Origin of the sequence: Aneurinibacillus uraniidurans (assembly GCF_028471905.1) — a bacterium.
Lineage (GTDB): Bacteria > Bacillota > Bacilli > Aneurinibacillales > Aneurinibacillaceae > Aneurinibacillus > Aneurinibacillus uraniidurans.
The window spans coordinates 3,570,001-3,588,399 of the sequence record NZ_CP116902.1; the positions used below are offsets into that span (position 1 = coordinate 3,570,001).

20 protein-coding genes, 1 riboswitch and 1 other annotated feature (1 of these 22 only partly in view) are annotated in these 18,399 nt (G+C 45.5%); of the genes, 6 read left to right on the top strand and 14 right to left on the bottom strand.

What is annotated here, in order from left to right:
- Positions 1-614, bottom strand: the 5' portion of a protein-coding gene (locus PO771_RS17860) for an enoyl-CoA hydratase/isomerase family protein (RefSeq protein WP_272560978.1). 178 nt of this gene lie to the left of the window's left edge; the window shows 614 of its 792 coding nt (coding positions 1-614); the start codon lies at positions 612-614; its stop codon lies off the left edge, out of view.
- A 21-nt stretch (positions 615-635) separates the two neighbouring features.
- Positions 636-1,190, bottom strand: coding sequence for a beta-class carbonic anhydrase (locus tag PO771_RS17865; protein WP_272560979.1), 555 nt, complete (start codon positions 1,188-1,190; stop codon positions 636-638).
- Between the two features lie 171 nt (positions 1,191-1,361).
- Here PO771_RS17865 and PO771_RS17870 point away from each other — a divergent pair, with 171 nt between their 5' ends.
- Positions 1,362-1,709 carry a DUF952 domain-containing protein gene (locus PO771_RS17870; RefSeq protein WP_272560980.1) on the top strand — a complete coding sequence of 116 codons (348 nt, stop codon included), beginning with the start codon at positions 1,362-1,364 and terminating at the stop codon, positions 1,707-1,709.
- 67 nt (positions 1,710-1,776) lie between these two features.
- On the opposite strand, the gene PO771_RS17875 is transcribed toward PO771_RS17870, so the two are convergent.
- The 7 genes from PO771_RS17875 to modA all read right to left on the bottom strand — a co-directional run bounded on the left by PO771_RS17875 (position 1,777) and on the right by modA (position 8,930).
- Complete coding sequence (locus PO771_RS17875; protein WP_272560981.1) at positions 1,777-3,627, bottom strand: PAS domain S-box protein; 1,851 nt, start codon at positions 3,625-3,627, stop codon at positions 1,777-1,779.
- Between the two features lie 288 nt (positions 3,628-3,915).
- The gene (locus tag PO771_RS17880; RefSeq protein ID WP_272560982.1) at positions 3,916-4,545 is read right to left on the bottom strand and encodes a nitroreductase family protein; all 630 of its coding nucleotides are present in this window, start codon (positions 4,543-4,545) and stop codon (positions 3,916-3,918) included.
- A gap of 49 nt (positions 4,546-4,594) precedes the next feature.
- A complete protein-coding gene (locus PO771_RS17885) occupies positions 4,595-5,023 on the bottom strand; it encodes a MarR family winged helix-turn-helix transcriptional regulator (RefSeq protein ID WP_272560983.1) in 429 nt (142 codons plus the stop codon).
- Between the two features lie 155 nt (positions 5,024-5,178).
- Positions 5,179-6,438 (bottom strand): threonine ammonia-lyase IlvA, encoded by a 1,260-nt coding sequence (gene ilvA / locus PO771_RS17890; RefSeq protein WP_272563207.1) that lies wholly within the window; start codon positions 6,436-6,438, stop codon positions 5,179-5,181.
- A gap of 60 nt (positions 6,439-6,498) precedes the next feature.
- Positions 6,499-6,754 (bottom strand) — a binding site (T-box leader).
- A gap of 47 nt (positions 6,755-6,801) precedes the next feature.
- Positions 6,802-7,428 carry an ATP-binding cassette domain-containing protein gene (locus tag PO771_RS17895; protein ID WP_272560984.1) on the bottom strand — a complete coding sequence of 209 codons (627 nt, stop codon included), beginning with the start codon at positions 7,426-7,428 and terminating at the stop codon, positions 6,802-6,804.
- 13 nt (positions 7,429-7,441) lie between these two features.
- The gene (gene modB, locus PO771_RS17900; protein WP_272560985.1) at positions 7,442-8,131 is read right to left on the bottom strand and encodes a molybdate ABC transporter permease subunit; all 690 of its coding nucleotides are present in this window, start codon (positions 8,129-8,131) and stop codon (positions 7,442-7,444) included.
- 19 nt (positions 8,132-8,150) lie between these two features.
- Positions 8,151-8,930 carry a molybdate ABC transporter substrate-binding protein gene (gene modA / locus PO771_RS17905; protein WP_272560987.1) on the bottom strand — a complete coding sequence of 260 codons (780 nt, stop codon included), beginning with the start codon at positions 8,928-8,930 and terminating at the stop codon, positions 8,151-8,153.
- 93 nt (positions 8,931-9,023) lie between these two features.
- On the opposite strand from modA, the gene PO771_RS17910 reads away from it, so the two are divergent.
- Positions 9,024-9,953 (top strand): substrate-binding domain-containing protein, encoded by a 930-nt coding sequence (locus PO771_RS17910; RefSeq protein WP_422664966.1) that lies wholly within the window; start codon positions 9,024-9,026, stop codon positions 9,951-9,953.
- 68 nt (positions 9,954-10,021) lie between these two features.
- Here PO771_RS17910 and PO771_RS17915 read toward each other — a convergent pair whose 3' ends face one another.
- Genes PO771_RS17915 through PO771_RS17925 form a run of 3 tightly spaced genes read right to left on the bottom strand, consistent with a single transcriptional unit; the run spans position 10,022 to position 12,860 of the window.
- On the bottom strand, positions 10,022-10,492 hold the full coding sequence (locus tag PO771_RS17915; protein ID WP_272560989.1) for a YbaK/EbsC family protein: 471 nt from the start codon (positions 10,490-10,492) through the stop codon (positions 10,022-10,024).
- A 45-nt stretch (positions 10,493-10,537) separates the two neighbouring features.
- A complete protein-coding gene (locus PO771_RS17920) occupies positions 10,538-11,731 on the bottom strand; it encodes a trans-sulfuration enzyme family protein (protein ID WP_272560990.1) in 1,194 nt (397 codons plus the stop codon).
- On the bottom strand, positions 11,712-12,860 hold the full coding sequence (locus tag PO771_RS17925) for a trans-sulfuration enzyme family protein (protein WP_272560991.1): 1,149 nt from the start codon (positions 12,858-12,860) through the stop codon (positions 11,712-11,714). The genes PO771_RS17920 and PO771_RS17925 overlap by 20 nt, the downstream gene beginning before the upstream one ends.
- Positions 12,861-12,949: 89 nt before the next feature.
- Positions 12,950-13,076, bottom strand: a riboswitch (SAM riboswitch).
- A 150-nt stretch (positions 13,077-13,226) separates the two neighbouring features.
- Between PO771_RS17925 and PO771_RS17930 the strand changes: the two genes are divergently transcribed.
- From PO771_RS17930 to PO771_RS17945, 4 genes are all read left to right on the top strand, one after another.
- Positions 13,227-13,418, top strand: a complete 192-nt coding sequence (locus tag PO771_RS17930; protein ID WP_272560992.1) for a hypothetical protein — start codon at positions 13,227-13,229, stop codon at positions 13,416-13,418.
- A 65-nt stretch (positions 13,419-13,483) separates the two neighbouring features.
- Positions 13,484-14,005, top strand: a complete 522-nt coding sequence (locus PO771_RS17935; RefSeq protein ID WP_272560993.1) for a class F sortase — start codon at positions 13,484-13,486, stop codon at positions 14,003-14,005.
- Positions 14,006-14,264: 259 nt separating this feature from the next.
- A complete protein-coding gene (locus tag PO771_RS17940) occupies positions 14,265-15,671 on the top strand; it encodes an amino acid permease (protein WP_272560995.1) in 1,407 nt (468 codons plus the stop codon).
- Between the two features lie 150 nt (positions 15,672-15,821).
- On the top strand, positions 15,822-16,886 hold the full coding sequence (locus tag PO771_RS17945; RefSeq protein WP_272560996.1) for an HD-GYP domain-containing protein: 1,065 nt from the start codon (positions 15,822-15,824) through the stop codon (positions 16,884-16,886).
- Positions 16,887-17,015: 129 nt separating this feature from the next.
- On the opposite strand, the gene PO771_RS17950 is transcribed toward PO771_RS17945, so the two are convergent.
- Entirely contained in the window at positions 17,016-17,801 is a 786-nt protein-coding gene (locus PO771_RS17950; RefSeq protein WP_272560997.1) for a TPM domain-containing protein, read from the bottom strand.
- Positions 17,798-18,376 (bottom strand): LemA family protein, encoded by a 579-nt coding sequence (locus PO771_RS17955; protein WP_272560998.1) that lies wholly within the window; start codon positions 18,374-18,376, stop codon positions 17,798-17,800. Before PO771_RS17955 ends, PO771_RS17950 begins: the two co-directional genes overlap by 4 nt.
- Positions 18,377-18,399 lie beyond the last annotated feature (23 nt).

The window sequence follows — 18,399 nt, forward strand, 5'->3', positions numbered from 1 at the left end:
GTTTGACCGAGATGGAGCGTGAAGCTCTCCCATTCTTCTTCCGCAACTAAATAATTCAGCATCCCTACATCATATGCTTCCTGTCCCGCAAAAGCACGTCCGGTAAAAATTAAATCCTTCGTACGGCTTGGGCCAATTACATGCACAAGGCGTTGCGAAAAACGCTGGCTGATCGTAATGCCTAACTTGCCAATCGGAATCCCCATCAGCGCATTCGGCGTACCAACCCGAATGTCACAGGCCAGGGCCAGTTCTAAACCCGCTCCCATCGCAGGGCCGTTAATCGCTGCAATCGTCGGAATGCGGATGTACTCAAATGCCGTAATGGCTTCTTCCATTGTTACAAATGCCTCATTCGCTTCTTCCAGCGACATCTGATGAAACGCCTTAATATCAGATCCTACTGTGAACTGCGAACCTTCCCCACGCAAAATGACGGTCTTAATTTTCGGGTTCTTTTCAATGCTGCGGGCAATGTCGGCCAATGCCTTCCACATCTCCGGTGTCATCGCGTTTTTCACTTCTGGGCGCTTAATCGTTACAATCGCCAACCCACCTGTTTCCTGCCAGACAAGCTTGGCCCCATTATCAAATCTCGTGATGTCCACTTTCATTGCTCTATCCTCCGCTGCTGTTTATCCTTCTACTACCACATCCAACTTTCCTGTCTCTGGATGAATAACTAATCCATGAACCGCAATGTTAGGTGGGAACAACGGATGCTTCTTAACATTTCGCACCGTCTCCTTCACACTTTCTTCTACACAACTAAATCCCGTCAGCCACTCATCGAGTTCAATCCCAGCGTCCTGCAGGGTATCTATTTTCTCTTGTTTAACTCCATATTCCCGTGCTTTTTCCAATATAGAATTCGGCTTCAGACCTGTCATCCCACAGTCGTGATGCCCGACAACAAACACTTCCTTAGCCTTTAATTCATAGACTGCGACTAGAATGCTGCGCATAATACTTCCAAATGGATGTGTAACCATTGCCCCGGCATTTTTGATAATCTTTGCATCTCCATTATGCAGATTCATCGCATGCGGCAGAAGTGCCAACAGGCGGGTATCCATACAAGTAAGAATTACGATTCCTTTATCAGGAAATTTCGTCGTACGAAACTCTTCATACTTCTCGTCAGCCACAAATTTTTGATTATAGTCCATGATTTCTTTTAGTACAGACATGATTGTCCCTCCTAAATTCCATTCCTGAAAAATTTTTATTTTCTTTTTATTGTATCCTACTGTTCATAATTCCACCACTAGCCCATCGGCACATGATGTGTAAAAAGAGAACTAGCTAACAAAAAAATCGCCTATCGGCTACAATAAAAGGTACGGAAAGGAGTGGCTGACATGACTACGATTTACTGCCTTACCCCTGCCTCTTACTGGGCCACATTCGCGGATAAAAGTGAATATGTGCCACGCGACTATAAAGAGGAAGGTTTTATTCATGCTACCAAAGGAGACGATCTGCTTTATAAAGTAGCAAACCGGGTTTATCATAATTTTGATGCAGAATTATTGCTTCTTGTTATCGATGAAGAACTTGTTACATCCACCATCAAATATGAGCAAGCAAAAGACGGGAATTTATACCCGCATATTTACGGACCATTAAACATGGATGCCATTATCGAAATCAAAACAATGCATCGGACCAAGGAAGGCTGGACGCTCCCTCACTCCCATCGGATATAAAAAGACGGAACCCTTTGCCGGGCCATTGCCGGGTCAAGGGTTCCGTCTTTTTCTCTTAAACGGTTGTTTAAACCGCATATCGAACAGGAAGCAAGATATCTACTGTCGTTCCACGACCTACCTGGCTTGAAAATAGAAGCTCTCCACCGTGTTCCTTTATAAACTTAAAGCAAATCATCAAGCCAAGCCCCGTTCCTTTTTCTTTTAATGTATAAAACGGTTCACCAAGTCTGGCGATTCGCTCGACTGGTATCCCGCAGCCGCTGTCTGTAATGCTAATCTTCACTCGTTCTCCAGCCATGCCAACCCTTATATTCACACACCCTCCATCCGGCATAGCTTCCATGGCATTTTTAATAATATTAATAAACACCTGTTTAAGCTGATTTTCTTCACATGTAACCATAGGAACACTCGCATATTCCGTCTTAATTTCAATCTGATTGAGCGCAGCCTGTGCCCCCAAAAGCATCGTAACGCTAGTCAAAAGCTGCTGTATATCACACTCCCGGAAGCTCCGAGCTTGCGGCTTGGCTAATCCCAAAAATTCATTCGTAATCATTTCAATTCGCTCCAACTCTGAAAACATCAAGTCAAAATAACGAGCATGCTTCGTATCCTTACCAAAAAACTGAATAAAACCCTTTAATGTTGTTAATGGATTTCGAATTTCATGAGCAATTCCTGCCGCCAGCTCGCCAATAATGGACAACTTCTCTGATTTTTGCAGCAGTTCTTCCGTTCGTTTTCGCTCGCTTACATCCCGGCAAACAATCAACAGCGATTCTACTTCCCCATGGTCATCAAGCACTGGCTGAATGCGCGCATCTAGGCATATCCAGACCCCAGTTTTATGCTGGATGCGAAATTCAACTTCTCCTTGTCGCTTTGCTGTAATACAAGACCGAAATGTGTGTTGCACCACAAACAAATCATCCGGATGCACAAGCATTCGGAATTCATCTACCCCTATTCGATCAACTTCCTCCTCACTATATCCGAGTATTACTTGATGCGAGGGCGAAGCATACTTGATTTGACCATTCGGCTTACTCACAACAATTAAATCGGTTGTATTTTCTGCGATGTATCTGTATTTAGCTTCACTAAGACGTAACGCCTCTTCCTGTTTTTTTCGATTTGTAATATCTAAGGATACAATCGAAAAGCTCGAAATTCGCTTTTCTTCATCCCAAATAGGCGAGATCGTAACAGCCACATACCGAAAATGTCCATTTTTACATTGGGCAACTGTCTCCAACCCAATCACAGATTCTCCACTCGCTACCCGATCAAACACACCCTTCATCATCTCTTCTTTCCCCGATGGAATGACCGGAAGCGGCTTTCCTTTGATCTCCTTCTCTGTCCAGCCGTATAACGTTTCGAATGCACGATTTACCTGCTGTACATTCCGATTTGCATCGAGAATCATAATTGCATCTGCGCTGTACAGAAGAAAGGCTTCCATCTGATCCTTGGCATTCTGCAGCAGTGTAAGCAAATCATTCGAGCGTCGCAAATATTCAGCCGCATACAAAACAAGAACGCCACCACTCAGAAAAATTAACGCAAAATCAATCCAGATGCGAAAAAACAGTTCCGTATCTTTGATAATGGGCAAAAAGATCAGACCATTTTGTATGGTCATGTAGACTAACATAAGGAGACCAGCCATCCAGCGAACAGACAAATGTCGCCTAATAAACAGGCAGACAACAGCCATCACCAACACACTTCCCATTCCAAGTAACGCCATAGAATCGACGCCTGTCACCATCAGGCGAAACAATCCAATGAGCAAGCCAGCTACAATAGGTGCCTGCCATCCTCCACCATACAAAGCTGCTAGCATGAGCGGAAGCTGACGCATATCCACAAAAATATGAGGGCCAATTGCAATTGTAAATTGCATCATCACGCCCCCCATTATCCCGTACACAATTCCTGCCTGACACGAGAATCTGACACTTTTTCGTGCATATAGCTTGCTGAAAATATAATTAGAAATAAACAAAAGACTAATGAATACTGCGATATGAATAAACAGTTCACGCAACATTTGCTTTACGCTCAACTTTCCTTAAAATCATAACGTTTTTACGATATCACACCGCAAGCTCCACATCACCCAAAATATCCACAAACGTACACAAAAAACCACCTGCTTCTATTCAGTCAGATGCAGGTGGTTTTTTCATTTATATTAGAACGTATCGATAACCGTCACTTCAGAAACCGGGAAACGGCTGGAGGCATGGGCCGCTTTTTCTGCCTTACCAACTGTAATCATCATAACCGGAATATAACGGTCCGGCACATTGAACGCCTTCTTGCATTGCTGTTTATCAAATCCGCCAATTGGGCATGTATCATACCCCTTCGCCTTTGCAGCAAGCATCAGCTGCATAGCCGCCAGAGAAGCATTCAAAATCGCTTCATCTCGTGCAATTGTCGGAGAAGATGCGTAGGCATTTTTGATCTGGCCGACTAGTGTATTCTTAACATCTTCATTCATAAAGCCATTTTCAACCGCTTCACCGTATACACGCTCTGCATTTTTGTCAGCTTCTAGATCGCCTAATACAACTACCGTAAACGAACTATCTACAACCTGCTGCTGATTGTATGCGATTGGAAGCATTTTTTGCTTGGCTTCCTCTGACTTGATGATAAGAAACTTCCAATGCTGCAGGTTCCAAGAAGACGGAGCCTGAGAAGTTACCGCCAGCATTTCTTCGATTTCGGCATCAGAAATCACATGTCCTTTTTCGTACGCCCGCACGGAATGGCGTTCGTTCATCACGTGTAATACAGAGTTCTGTGTTGCTTCCATAGATTTCGTCTCCTTTGTATGTACAAATATCAATGAAAAAAGAAGCACATCATGTGCTTTTCTCAAGCTTCTGACAGGCGCATGCTACCTCAACAGCTAAACGCTTCGCTTCATCCTGTCCTAACACTTCTATATACTGTGCATAAAGATTACGCAAACATTCCTGGATGCGCTCATGTAGTGCTTCGCCTTCTTCCGTCAGCGATAGCTCCACATATTTTCCCTCATTCCTTCGCACAGCATACTTCTGTGTAACCAATTTGTCCAAAAAACGTGTGCTCGTTGAGGGCGAAATACGGAGCTGCTCACATAGCTCTTTCTGCGTCAAGCCAGGCTTCTCTTTCAATGCGAGAATAACATACGCATATGTGGGCGCAATTCCGAGTGGCGCAAACGCTTCTTCTGCCAGCTTATTCATCGCACGATGCAGACGCCCTGCCACAAAAAACAGACAGGAATCATAAATACTTCCGGGCATATAGCATCCCTACTTCTCTTTTCATTTGTATGTACAAATAATAGTATATAAGTAGATCGGTAGCAAGCCCTTTTCATATGCCATAACAGACAAAAGCACCCAATCACCTGTTTACAGGCTATCAGATGCTTTTGGTGCTATTGGTTCTCTAACTGTCAAATCAACAAATTGAAGAGGGACGGATTATGATTGATCTCCATATAGGAGAAGCTTTTCTGCTCCAGTCGCTCGATAAGCGACGTGTAATCTTCTGGCTTTTTCAGCTCAATCCCGACAAGAGCCGGGCCATTATCTTTGTTTGTTTTCTTCGTATATTCAAATCGCGTAATATCATCGGTCGGTCCAAGCACTTCATCCAGGAATTCACGCAGCGCACCGGCGCGTTGTGGAAAGTTAATAATGAAGTAATGCTTCAATCCTTCATAGATCAAAGAGCGTTCTTTAATCTCCTGCATCCGGTCAATGTCATTATTACCGCCACTAATAATACATACAACGGTCTTGCCTGCAATCTGTTCTTTACAGAACTCAAGAGCTGCGATCGACAGAGCTCCCGCCGGCTCTGCGACGATGGCATTCTGATTATACAGCTCCAAAATCGTCGTACATACTTTCCCTTCCGGTACGACTACGATGTCGTCAAGAAGCTCCCGGCAGATCTCATACGTCAGCTGCCCAACCTGCTGAACGGCTGCTCCGTCTACAAACTTGTCAATCTGTCCGAGCGTTACGACTTTATTTTCCGCAAACGACTGCTGCATCGATGGTGCACCCGCCGGTTCAACTCCAACTACTTTCGTCTGTGGGCTAATGCTTTTCACATATGTTCCGACACCAGCAACCAGTCCACCTCCGCCAATGCCTGCAAACACATAATCAACCGGCTCAGGTATTTCGTTCATAATCTCCATCCCGACTGTTCCCTGGCCCGCAATAACCTTCGAATCATCAAATGGATGGATAAATGTCATGCCCTGTTCTTCACAGTACGCCATCGCTTCTGCAAATGACGCATCGAATGTATCGCCAACCAGAATCACTTCAACGAACTCTCCACCAAACAGCTTCACCTGCGTTACTTTTTGACGCGGTGTCGTAGTCGGCATGAAAATCTTGCCTGGAATCTGTAGCTCCTTGCAGGAAAACGCCACTCCCTGTGCATGGTTACCCGCACTCGCACACACAACCCCGCGCGCGAGTTCCTCATCTGTCAGACTGCGAATTTTATTGTATGCGCCCCGGATTTTGAACGACCGGACCGTTTGTAAATCTTCACGTTTAAGATACACATTGCAGTTGTACTTTTCTGACAGGACTGCATTGTGCTGCAGCGGTGTTTTGTGTACAACATCTCGCAAAACATGATGGGCAACGATAATCTCTTCCATGCTTACCTTCTGTGCTGTTTCGTTCATCATACTTCCTGCCTCCTTCATTTTTTCTAGATCAAATAAAAAACTCCCAGCCTGAAACAATGCTCAGGCGGGAGTTCGCGGTACCACTCAGCTTCTCTGTTTTCCTCACGGAAAACAGACTCATATAAGTCTCTATCAAGACCCTGCCCAGTAACGTGGGCGTATCCGTTGCTTCTTATTCCGATGATTATACAGTCGTTTCAGCAGCAAAGCTCAAAGGTGATGTTCAAAGAAAGATGATGTCCGTCCTCTCAGCCTTGGGACAGCTCTCTGCGCATCAGCGCTTTCTTCTACTTTTCCTTATCGGCGCTTTTTTATTTTTCTAAACTTTTCGTTACTTGTGACATCGATTATAGTGCGTCTCTACAACGGTGTCAACACCCCACGATCAATTGACAGGATGCGGTCACCTAATTTAGCTGCCTCCGCTGTATCATGTGTGACGAGCAAAATCGGAATTTTCCACATCCGATGAAGCTCTAGCAGTTCATCCTGACAGCGCAATCGTGTCGCTTCATCGAGCGCAGACAGCGGTTCATCGAGTAACAGTACATCCGGCTTCGTCGCCAGCGCCCGGGCGAGTGCAACGCGCTGCTTCTCCCCACCGGAAATCTCATGCGGATATGCCGTAAATAGATGTTGAATGCCGAGTACATCCAGGATGGCCTGCACATCGGACATGTCGTTCGATTGCATGCCATAGCCTATGTTTTCTTTCACAGACATATGCGGAAAAAGCGCATAGTCCTGAAACAAATACCCAACCTTCCGCTTCCGCGTTGGCATTGGTTTCTGTCCCGTCGCAAAAAACACCGTATCATGCAGTTGAATTCTTCCCGAGTCTGGCCGAACAAGACCTGCAACGCTATTAAGCACCGTTGTCTTCCCGGAGCCAGACGGACCGAACAGCACAACAATCTCATCGCGCACGACAAACTGCACATCTAACGTAAAATGCGTCAACTTCTTCTTTATTTGTACTTCTAGCATATACGCTGTCTCCTTACTTAGCTCGACTCATATAACGACGCATCGTCTTGCGGCTCCAGTAGTTGAGCCACATAAGGGCACTAAAGCCAAGCGCCGCAATTACAATCACCCAGGTCCATGCCGTCTTCATATCCCCGGCTTCTACTGCAAAATAAATCGCCAGCGGTATTGTATCGGTCTTACCCGGAATGTAGCCTGCAATCATCAACGTCGCACCGAACTCACCAAGGCCACGAGCAAATGAGAGAACCGAACCAGCCAAAATACCCGGCCATGCCAGCGGAAACGTAATTGTGCGAAACACCCGCCATTCTGATGCTCCCATCGTACGCGCCGCCTGCTCCAGCCGATCATCCACCGTTTGAAAAGCCGCTGAAGCCGATTGATACATAAGCGGAAAAGAAACGACAATAGATGCCAACACCGCACCGATCCAGTTAAATACAACCTGGATGTCGAACCAATCCGCAAGCCATGCACCAATCCATCCATTCTTGCCAAACAAGACGAGCAAGCCAAACCCGACCACAGTTGGCGGCAGCACCATCGGCAGTAAAAACAGCGACTCCACGATACTTTTGCCCGGAAACTGGCGGCGAGCAAGAAGGCGGGCGAGCACGGTTCCTGTGAGAAATACGATAATGGTAGAAATGCCCGCTACTTTTATGGATAAAAGAAGCGGGCCTATGTTTATTTCATTCATTTTTTTATCCCTGTTTTACTTATTGGAATCCATATGTTTTTAGCGTAGCTTTTCCTTCTGGACCCGTCAAGTATGCGAGAAATTCCTGCGCTTGCTCAGCATGGGACGAGCCTGCCAGCACAGCGGCTGGATATACGATTGGCTTATGCCACTTCGGATTCGCCGTTGCAACAACTTTTACTTTTTTCGATACACGTGCATCTGTCGCGTATACGATCCCCGCTTCCGCACTGCCGGACTCTACATACGACAGCACCTGGCGAACGTCACTGCCAAATACCAGCTTATTTTTCACCTTGGCTGATAACCCGAGTGCATTAAACAATTCCTGTGAATAGCGCCCGGCTGGCACACTTTGTGGCTCTCCTACCGCAAGATGAGTTAGCGGAGCTGTGCCAAGCTTCTCAAACGAATCAATCGCTCCTGTACTTCCTTCTGGTACAATTAAGACAAGCTCGTTGCGGGCAAAGTCTGTACGTGTCTGAGCTGCAAGTAATTTCTTATCATTCAGCTTATCCATATCCTTTTTACTGGCAGACAAAAAGACATCGGCCGGCGCGCCCTGTTCAATCTGTTGGGCTAGCTTACCTGACCCACCAAAGCTGTACGTCAATGTAATATCAAGATGCCCTTGCTCGAATTTCGGTTTTAACTCCGTAAGTGCATCTTTAAGACTGGCAGCAGCAGAAATCGTGATTTCCGTCTTTTTCACCGGCTCTGCTTTTTGTTGCGGAGAACACGCTGTTACCATAATGACGAGAGCCACCATCATTATGATCGAAATAACCTTTTTGTGCATTCTTCTACCCCTTTTACTTTTTATATCTAAACATAACTAATTATAACTAAATATAACTAATTATAAATAACGAATTTTAATCAGGAGGGTATTATGAGTGATATTTCGTATACCACAGAAGAAATCGCCTCTCTCTTAAAAGTGTCCAAACTTACCGTATATGATTTGATCAAAAAAGGGGATCTGATCGCGTATCGAGTCGGACGACAGATGCGGGTAGATGCAGCTGATCTCGAAGCGTACAAGCAGCGGGCACGGGGCGGAGTCCCATCCATCCGATCAGAGCAACCGCCATCGCATTCTAGTGTCAGCACTTCGGATCGCGATGTTGTCATTAGCGGGCAGGATATGGCTCTCGATATTTTGACACGCCACCTGGAAGGACATGATGGAATCCGTCCACTTCGCTCTTATACCGGAAGCTTAAATGGCCTGATGGCGATGTACCGGGGAGAAGCTCATATCGTGAGCACTCATCTGTGGGATGGGGATACAGGCGAATACAACATTCCATATGTACGCAAGATTCTGGTCAGCCACCACTATACTGTTGTCAATCTTGTATCCCGTCAGGCGGGCCTGTATGTACAAAAAGGGAATCCAAAAAAAATAACTGGGTGGAGTGATCTGGAGCGCGGCGACATCTCGATTGTCAATCGCGAGAAAGGCTCAGGAGCACGTGTTCTTCTTGATGAGCAGCTGCGTCTGCATCGCATTGCGTCATCTGATGTACACGGCTATCAAAATGAGGAGTCCAGCCATTTAGGAGTTGCCGGGGCAGTCGCCAGCGGATGCGCGGATACGGGAGTGGGCATTGAAAAAGTAGCGTATGTGGTCGGCGTGGACTTTATCCCTCTCATTCAAGAGCGGTATGATCTGGTGATACTCAAAACACCGAACAATACGATGCTGCTAGACAATTTGCTTCGGACACTACAAAGTCCCGCTTTTCAGAACGAAATCACAGCAATCGGGGGATATGATCTGACCCATACCGGTAAAATATTGTATGAAAACGAGTAAAAAGAAACCGTTCAATTCTTCTAACAAACAAGGTCGTAACCTGCTACACAGTTACGACCTTGCATTTTCTATTCTTCTTTAGCTAATTTCACTGTACTTCCCTGGGTAATCTGCACGAGTTTTTGCGGAGAAATAGGCAAAAGCGATTCTGGAATGCCCGCTGCTGTATAAACCACGTCAAAACGATGTAATAATTCATCAATATAAATCGGGATCTCCTGTTGTAAGGCAAACGGACAAACAGCACCCGGCTTAAAACCCGTCACCTCTTCTACTTCCTCAGCAGAGGCCATTTTTTGCTTTTTTCCACCAATAAGTGATTTTACCTTTTTGGAGTCGATTCGAATATCACCTGATGCTACAAATAAACCATACGCATCGTCATTCGTTCGAAATAAAATGGACTTGGCAATTTGGCCAATCTCTACTCCTAAAACGCGGGCAGCCTCTTCCGACGTATGCATTTTCTCCTCATATACAATCGGCTCAATAGCAGCATCATGCTTTTTAAGAAATTCTCGTACTCGCTCAATAGCCATACGACAATACCTCCCCTGTCTCTGTATCATTTCGACATGTCCATTTTACCTAAGGGAGGGTGAATTTGATAGAGAAAGCGCCTGAGTAAAATCAGCCTGCAAATCTGCCGCTTCTTCCAGCCCGACCGAAAGGCGGACAAGCTTACCTGTAATCCCGATCGCACGACGCACTTCTTCCGGAATGCTTGCATGTGACATGCGAATCGGATGCGTCAAAATACTCTCCACTGCTCCGAGACTCACCGCAAGTGCCGGGATTTTCGTCCGTTCCAGAAACGATTCCGCCTCTTCCTCTGTACGGAATTCAAACGAAACAATCCCGCCAAACCCAGATGCCTGCCGCGTCGCTAACTCATGATCCGGATGATCAGCAAGCCCCGGATAATACACCCGTTCAATTTGCGGCTGTTCCGAAAGCCAGCGAGCTAGCGCAAGCGCTGTCGCCTGGTGCTGGTCAAGCCGGATTTTTAACGTCTTCAATCCGCGAAGTAAGAGCCATGAATCCTGCGGGCCAAGAATGGCACCGAACGAATTCTGCACAAAATATATCTCCTCCGCCAGATCTTCCGCAGCTACAACCACAAGACCACCCACCACATCACTGTGCCCCCCAATGTATTTGGTCGCACTATGCACCACAATATCCGCTCCAAGCGCAAGCGGCTTCTGCAAATACGGGGTCATAAACGTGTTATCCACTACCGTTAGAATCCCATACTGCCTGGCAATTGCCGATACAGCAGCAATATCGGTAATTTTCATCAGTGGATTGGACGGTGTTTCAATAAAAATCATTCGTGTCTCTGGCGTGATTGAAGCCGCCACTGCCTCCAGGTCCGTCATATCAACGAACTGCGGCTCAATGCCAAAGCGTGGAAACAACCGAGTCAGCACCCGATACGTACCGCCATAAATATCACGGGAGATCAGCACCTTATCCCCCTGATTCAACAAACAAAATACAGAGGAGATTGCCGCCATCCCGGATGCGAACGCGAACCCTGCATACCCACCTTCCAGCTGCGCAATCGTATTCTCCAATGCTTTGCGAGTCGGGTTGCCGGATCGGGAATAATCAAACGCTCCCTCTCCCGCTAGTGCCCGTTGATCAAATGTCGAAACCTGGTACACCGGAACGTTTACCGCACCATACGGCTCCGCAATTCCTGTCTGAGCATGGATGAGCCGTGTGCCAAACGACGAATTTTCATCATAAGCGTCAACAGTATGAGTAAGCATGAAGGACCTCCTTTATATCCGCGAGAATATCGTCTACATTTTCAATACCGACCGACAGACGAAGCAAGCGGTCTGAGATACCAAGCTGCTTTCTTGTCTCTTCGGGAATGTCTGCATGTGTCTGACGTGCTGGAAATGTAATTAGACTCTCTACACCACCGAGGCTTTCGGCAAATGTGACAAGCTTCAGATTTTCCAGCAAGTATGAAACAAGTTCCTCTTCCTTCACTGTAAACGACAGCATGCCGCCTGCACCGGATGCCTGCTTCCGGTTCACTTCATACCCCTCATGATTTTCAAGCCCCGGATAATACACGGCCTCGATCTGCGGTTGTTTACAAAGCCACTCGGCAATCACCTGTGCATTATACTGCTGCCGCTCCATGCGCAGCGCCAGCGTTTTCAATCCGCGCAGCAACAGCCATGAATCCTGCGGACCAAGAATGGCTCCTATCGCATTCTGAATGAATCTAATTCGCTCACCTAACTTCTCATCCTTCGTCACGACCAGACCAGCAATCACATCATTATGTCCACCAAGATATTTAGAAGCGCTGTGAATGACAATGTCTGCACCAAGCTCAAGCGGTTTCTGTAAATACGGCGTCATAAATGTATTGTCTACAATCGTTAACAACCCGTGTGCCTTCGCCAGCGCGACTACACAGGGAATATCACTTATTTTCATCAATGGATTGGTTGGGGTTTCAATAAAAATCCCTTTTGTGTCTGACTGAATAGCTGCCTCAACCTCTTTCAGGTTACTCGTATCAACAAAGCTCGCCTGCACCCCATACACATTCAGCACTTCTCGAAGCACACGATACGTACCCCCGTACAAATCTTCCGTTACGATCAAATGATCACCCGGCGCAAACAGATGTAGCACAGCCGTTACCGCTGCCATACCGGAAGCAAACGCCGAAGCAACTGCCCCCTTCTCCAATCTGGCCGCTGCATCCTCCAGAACAGTTCGGGTCGGATTGGCCGTTCGGGAATAATCATATCCTGTGCTCTCCCCAAGCTTTGGATGAGCAAATGTCGCCACCTGATAAATCGGTGGGCTAACCGCCCCTGTCTGCGGATCTCTTCCGATACCTGCTCGCACTAACTCTGTTTCAATATGCATGTTCCTGCTCCCCTCTATAATAAAGTCCACAAAAAAACACCCTTCACAGATGGAAGGGTGTTGGATGCAGCGGTCCGCTCGTCTGCTACCTCTCATCTGTTAGAACACGTATGTTCTACAGGAATTAGCACCGTTCACACAATTGTCTATACAGACCATTCATGTGATGGTTGCCGGGCATCATCGGGCCAGTCCCTCCGCCTCTCTGGATAAGAGAATTCAATTTTTTCAATTATCAGCAATCATAAATCAAAAATGTTCATTTGTAAACCGCATTTTCATGGGTAACATTAACAAAATAGATTTTCACCATCAGGGAAGCTTAATAGGTGTAACGCACATTACAAATTTATTGAGGTGACATTCATGAAAAAGGTAATCGCATTTACATTAGCAGCATGTGTTGCCGGTTTTACGCTCCCAGCCTTCGCCGCTACTCCTGATACAACGCACAAAGCAAAACATCACCATCACCATAAAAAGGTGCATGCTAAGCATCATGGAAAAATGCATATTAAGGGACTGCCTAAGACAGGCTATGGCGGCGCAAGCGAATAAACAAAAAAAAGGGGGGCTTCCCCCTTTTTTGTACTGTGCACTATTAATTCAGAGGGGAAAATAACATGAGAATCCTAACCTGTCTTCTCTTGATCGCTATTTTTTTCTTTCCTTGCTCAACGATTGACGCCCATACTTCAAAAGCATTTGTACCCGTTCGTATCGAAATACCTCAGATTAAACTTAAAGCTGCTGTAGAACCTGTCTCCGTACTGGCAAATGGACAAATGGGGGTCCCACCTTCCTTTGAAAAAGTAGGCATTCTCACGCCTTGGACAAAGCCAGGTGAACCAGGCAATGCTGTGATTGCGGGACACTTCGACCACTATACAGGACCGGCTATATTTTATCGCCTAAGGGAATTAAAACGTGGTGATAAAATTTTTTTATACAACAGGAAAAATGACAAGCTTGTTTTTACTGTTAAAAATGTAGAATCATTTATGACCAAAAAAGCACCTTTAGAAAGAATATTCGGGCCCTCATCCAACGCTCAATTAAATTTAATTACTTGTAGTGGTAAATTTAATAAAAAAACACGTGAACATACCCAACGTCTTGTTGTGTTTGCTGAAATTTCCCCGTAACTTCTCCACTCCTTTTGTAACCAATATAAATAATCATCCGAACCTGGCCCTGAGCCGGGATTTTTTTATGGGATATTTTCACACAAAATCAGCATTGATTCATTTTTGCATTAAAATTTATGCACAAATGAATTGTATTTTCGACAAAAGTCCCTATTTTTCTATTATTTTTAACATTTATTTATTGGCATGACCCTTGCATATTACACATAATACAGACACAGTTTTGTAAAAAGTATAAACAAATAGGAGGATGGATATGGAGAAAACACAACAAGCTCAACTTCAAAAGCAGCTTAAGACAAGACATATTACGATGATCTCCATCGGGGGCATTATTGGTGCCGGTCTTTTCGTTGGTAGTGGTGCTGTTCTTAACTCAACAGGTCCTGGTGCAGTTCTTTCTTATGCTGTTGCCGGTTTGCTTGTAGTACTGCTTATGCGCATGCTTGGAGAAATGGCGCTCGTAAACCCGGACAGTGGTTCATTCGCCACATACGCACGACTGGCAATCGGACCGTGGGCTGGCTATACAATCGGATGGCTGTACTGGTTCTTCTGGGTTATTACCATCGCAATTGAAGCAACCGCGGGTGGCGCAATCGTACACGGCTGGTTCCCAGCTATACCGATCTGGGCCTGGAGTCTAATTCTCACATTCTTGCTAACGCTTACAAATATTTTTTCTGTTAAATCATTTGGTGAATTCGAATACTGGTTCTCCATGATTAAAGTTGTTGCTATCATCGCATTCATGGGCATTGGCCTTACCATTATTCTTGGTTTTTTCCCAGGCGTTCACTCTCCTGGTATGTCGAACTTCACAGGACACGGCGGCTTCATGCCACTTGGAACTAGTTCGATCTTTGTTGGGATCGTAACGGTTGTCTTCTCATACTTCGGAGCTGAAATCGCTGCCATCGCGGCAGGCGAGTCCGAAAACCCTGAAAAAGCCGTTGTCGTTGCAATTAAAAGCGTTGTCTGGCGTGTTCTATTATTCTATATCGGTTCTGTTACCATCCTTGCGTTCCTGCTTCCGTGGGACTCAACTGAATTGCTGAAAAGCCCATACGTAACGATGCTCGATATGGTAGGAATTAAGGCGGGCGCTCAAATCATGAACGTCGTTGTTCTAACATCTGTACTATCCTGCCTGAACTCAGCACTGTATTCGAACTCACGTATGCTGTACGCTCTGGCGAAACGTGGAGATGCTCCACGTGCACTCCTTAAATTGAACAAGCATGGTGTTCCGGTTCTTGCTGTATTTGCCAGCACAGTCGCTGCCTACATCTGTGCGATCTTCAGTTTTGTGTCACCAGGCAAGCTGTTCCTGTTCCTTGTAAACTCATCAGGTGCGATTGCGCTGCTTGTATACTTAGCTATTGCAATCTCTCAGCTTCGTCTACGCCGCCAAACAGAACGTGAAAATCCAGAAAAACTGAAAATGAAAATGTGGATGTTCCCATATCTGACTTACGTGGTAATTGTCGCTGTTGTCGGCATTCTCATTTCCATGGCCTTCATCGAATCTGTACGTTCACAGCTGTACCTGACTTTATTGCTTGCAGCATTTGTAGTACTTTCTTATTTTATCACCGGCAAGAAACATTCAGCCCCGGAACCAGCCCTGATCGATGGGGTAGATCCGGCTCAAGATAAATAATCCTTCCAATCCAGAGGACAAGCTCCTCTGGATTTTTTATTGCCTTATTATCATCATAAATTCACAGTTAATACATATCCATTTTTATTCATTTATAGTAAAATATATACAAGATAGATATATAAGGTGTGAGGGAGGGGATTCATAACTATGATTCGCAAAAAATTATCCTATTCACTAAAAAATGAGGTACTAGCCGAAAATGTGTACACAAATAACGATAAAATATTACTAGAAAAAGGAAAAAGACTCACCACATCGGATATCATTCGGCTCATCAACCTAGATATTGATAGCATTTATGTTGAAGAAGAACAAAAAAACATTGCCATTGAGGTCGTCAGTCAAGTTCGTACGCTTTGGAGCCAGGAAGATAAAGCTTTTACAGAGATGTACGTTCAAAACCTCGATCAAATTAAAAATTTGTTTACAGAAATAGCAGAAAACAAAGACATCTCCTTACAGTCTTATTTAAATGGGTATTCGAACATGTTAGAATCGGTGCTTGAGCATACCTCGGTACTGCACACTCTCCATAAAATAAAGGGTCACGATGATTACACCTATCGACATAGTTTGAACGTAAGCCTATTGTGTGGTGTGATTGGAAAATTACTCAATCTATCACTCGAAGAAATTTGGACACTTGGTCAATGCGGACTGCTGCATGATGTCGGTAAGATCAAAATCCCAGTGAATATTTTGCAAAAAAAGGCTCGTTTGACAAATGAAGAGTTCAAGCAAATGAAGCAGCATAGCTTATTGGGCTATAAAATTTTATGCAATATCGAAGGAATCGAACGGCACCTTCGTGAGGTTGCCCATTATCATCACGAACGCCTCGATGGATCTGGATATCCCGAAGGACGGAGAGGCGATGAAATTCCTTTCTATGCTCAAATCGTTGCTGTTGCTGATACATACGATGCGCTCTGTTCTGATCGATACTACAATCGGCGGATTTCCCCGTATCAGGCCGTTCGAGAATTATTGGAATCTTCGTTCAAAAACCAACTAAACGCAAATATTGTAGTTCCATTTGTACAATTTATGCTCTCTGGTTATGCGGGGTATTCCGTTGTGTTAACGGATAAAACGTGCGGCAAGGTTGTATTTATTCCTCCAGATGAACCGGATCGCCCACTAATTCAAACTGATACAGGATACGTAGATTTACGTCAACGAAGGAACCTGGAGATTGCTGAAATCATATAACTCTCCCTACACATTTGTTATAATTTGTAAAAATATTGCATTTATATTATCAATTACATCACGATTTGCCCAGAAATAAGAAGAGGGTATTCCAACATTACTTTTGGAATACCCTCTTCTTATTTCTTATTACCATCCACGCCCGGCACCTCCACCTCCGGATGAGCCTCCTCGTCCACCAGCGCTTCCACCACCTCCGCCCCCGCGTCCACGAAACATTGACAACAGGCCATACGTAATCGCACCGCCAAAATATTTGAAATCAAGAAACAGCAGCATCGCTACGCCAATCCCAATGACAAGCTTGATTCCCCAGGGCAAACTACTCCACCACGATAACTCCTGTACTTGTCTCTGCTCACTCGGTTCATTTGGCATTGGCTTTGCACCATCGACGCCATACTCTGCTGCGATTTCATTTGCCAGCACCTTATAGGTGGTAAGAATCGCAATATCCATCTGATTGTTTTTCAAATATGGAATGGCATACGTATCAAGAATGCGCCCGACTTTTCCATCTGGAAGCGTTCCTTCCAATCCATACCCAACTTCTACTCGAATTTTCCGGTCCTGTGTGGCGAGAAACAACAGCACCCCGTTATTTTTCTTCGGATCTCCCAGGCCAAACTTACGAAAGGCCGCTGTTGCATATTCTTCAGGCGCAGCTCCATGCGTTGTCGGTACAGTTAGAACAGCGAGCTGAGCACTTCCTGTCTTTTGTTCGAGTTCCCTACCCAAGTTGATCAACTGTGCCCGCTGCTCCGGTGTCAGCACCCCTGCCGTGTCCTGCACATACACGTCTCCACGTACAGCCGGAATGTCAGCCGGATTGACCTGTGCCTGCACATATCCATCAATCCTTGTAAATAAGGCTAATCCGCATACAATAAGCAGAAATGCTAGCTGCCGAATCATTTTGTTTCACCAAAGTTAACCTGCGGTGCCTGTTTCGCGCGCTCCTCTGCTTTAAAGTAGTCTTTCGCTTTAAATCCACCCATCGAGGCAATGATACTGCCGGGGAACCGCTTAATTTCCTTATTAAACGTTTCCACCTGCTTGTTGTAATCCATGCGTGCCGTCGCGATGCGATTCTCTGTACCCGCTAGTTCATCCATCAACTGCGTAAATTGTTTGTCCGCCTTCAGTTCTGGATAGTTCTCCGAAATAACCAGCAAGCGGCTTAGTGCACCGCTTAGTTCTGCATCTGCATTTGCCTGATCTGTTTTCGTCTGGGCCCCCGCTAATTTGGCGCGAGCATTGGCAATTTGGGTAAGTACATCTTTTTCATGAATACTATAGCCCTTCACCGTATTCACGAGATTCGGGATCAGATCGGCCCGGCGCTGTAGCTGGTTGTCGATCTGAGCCGCGCTCTGATTGACACTCTCTTCTGCATTGACGAAGCTGTTGTATTTGCCCGCAAAGATCATGCCCAGAACGAGAATGATCCCAACAATTACTGCGATAAAGCCCCAGCTTGTTTTTTTCATGTTCAAATCTCACTCCTGCTTTT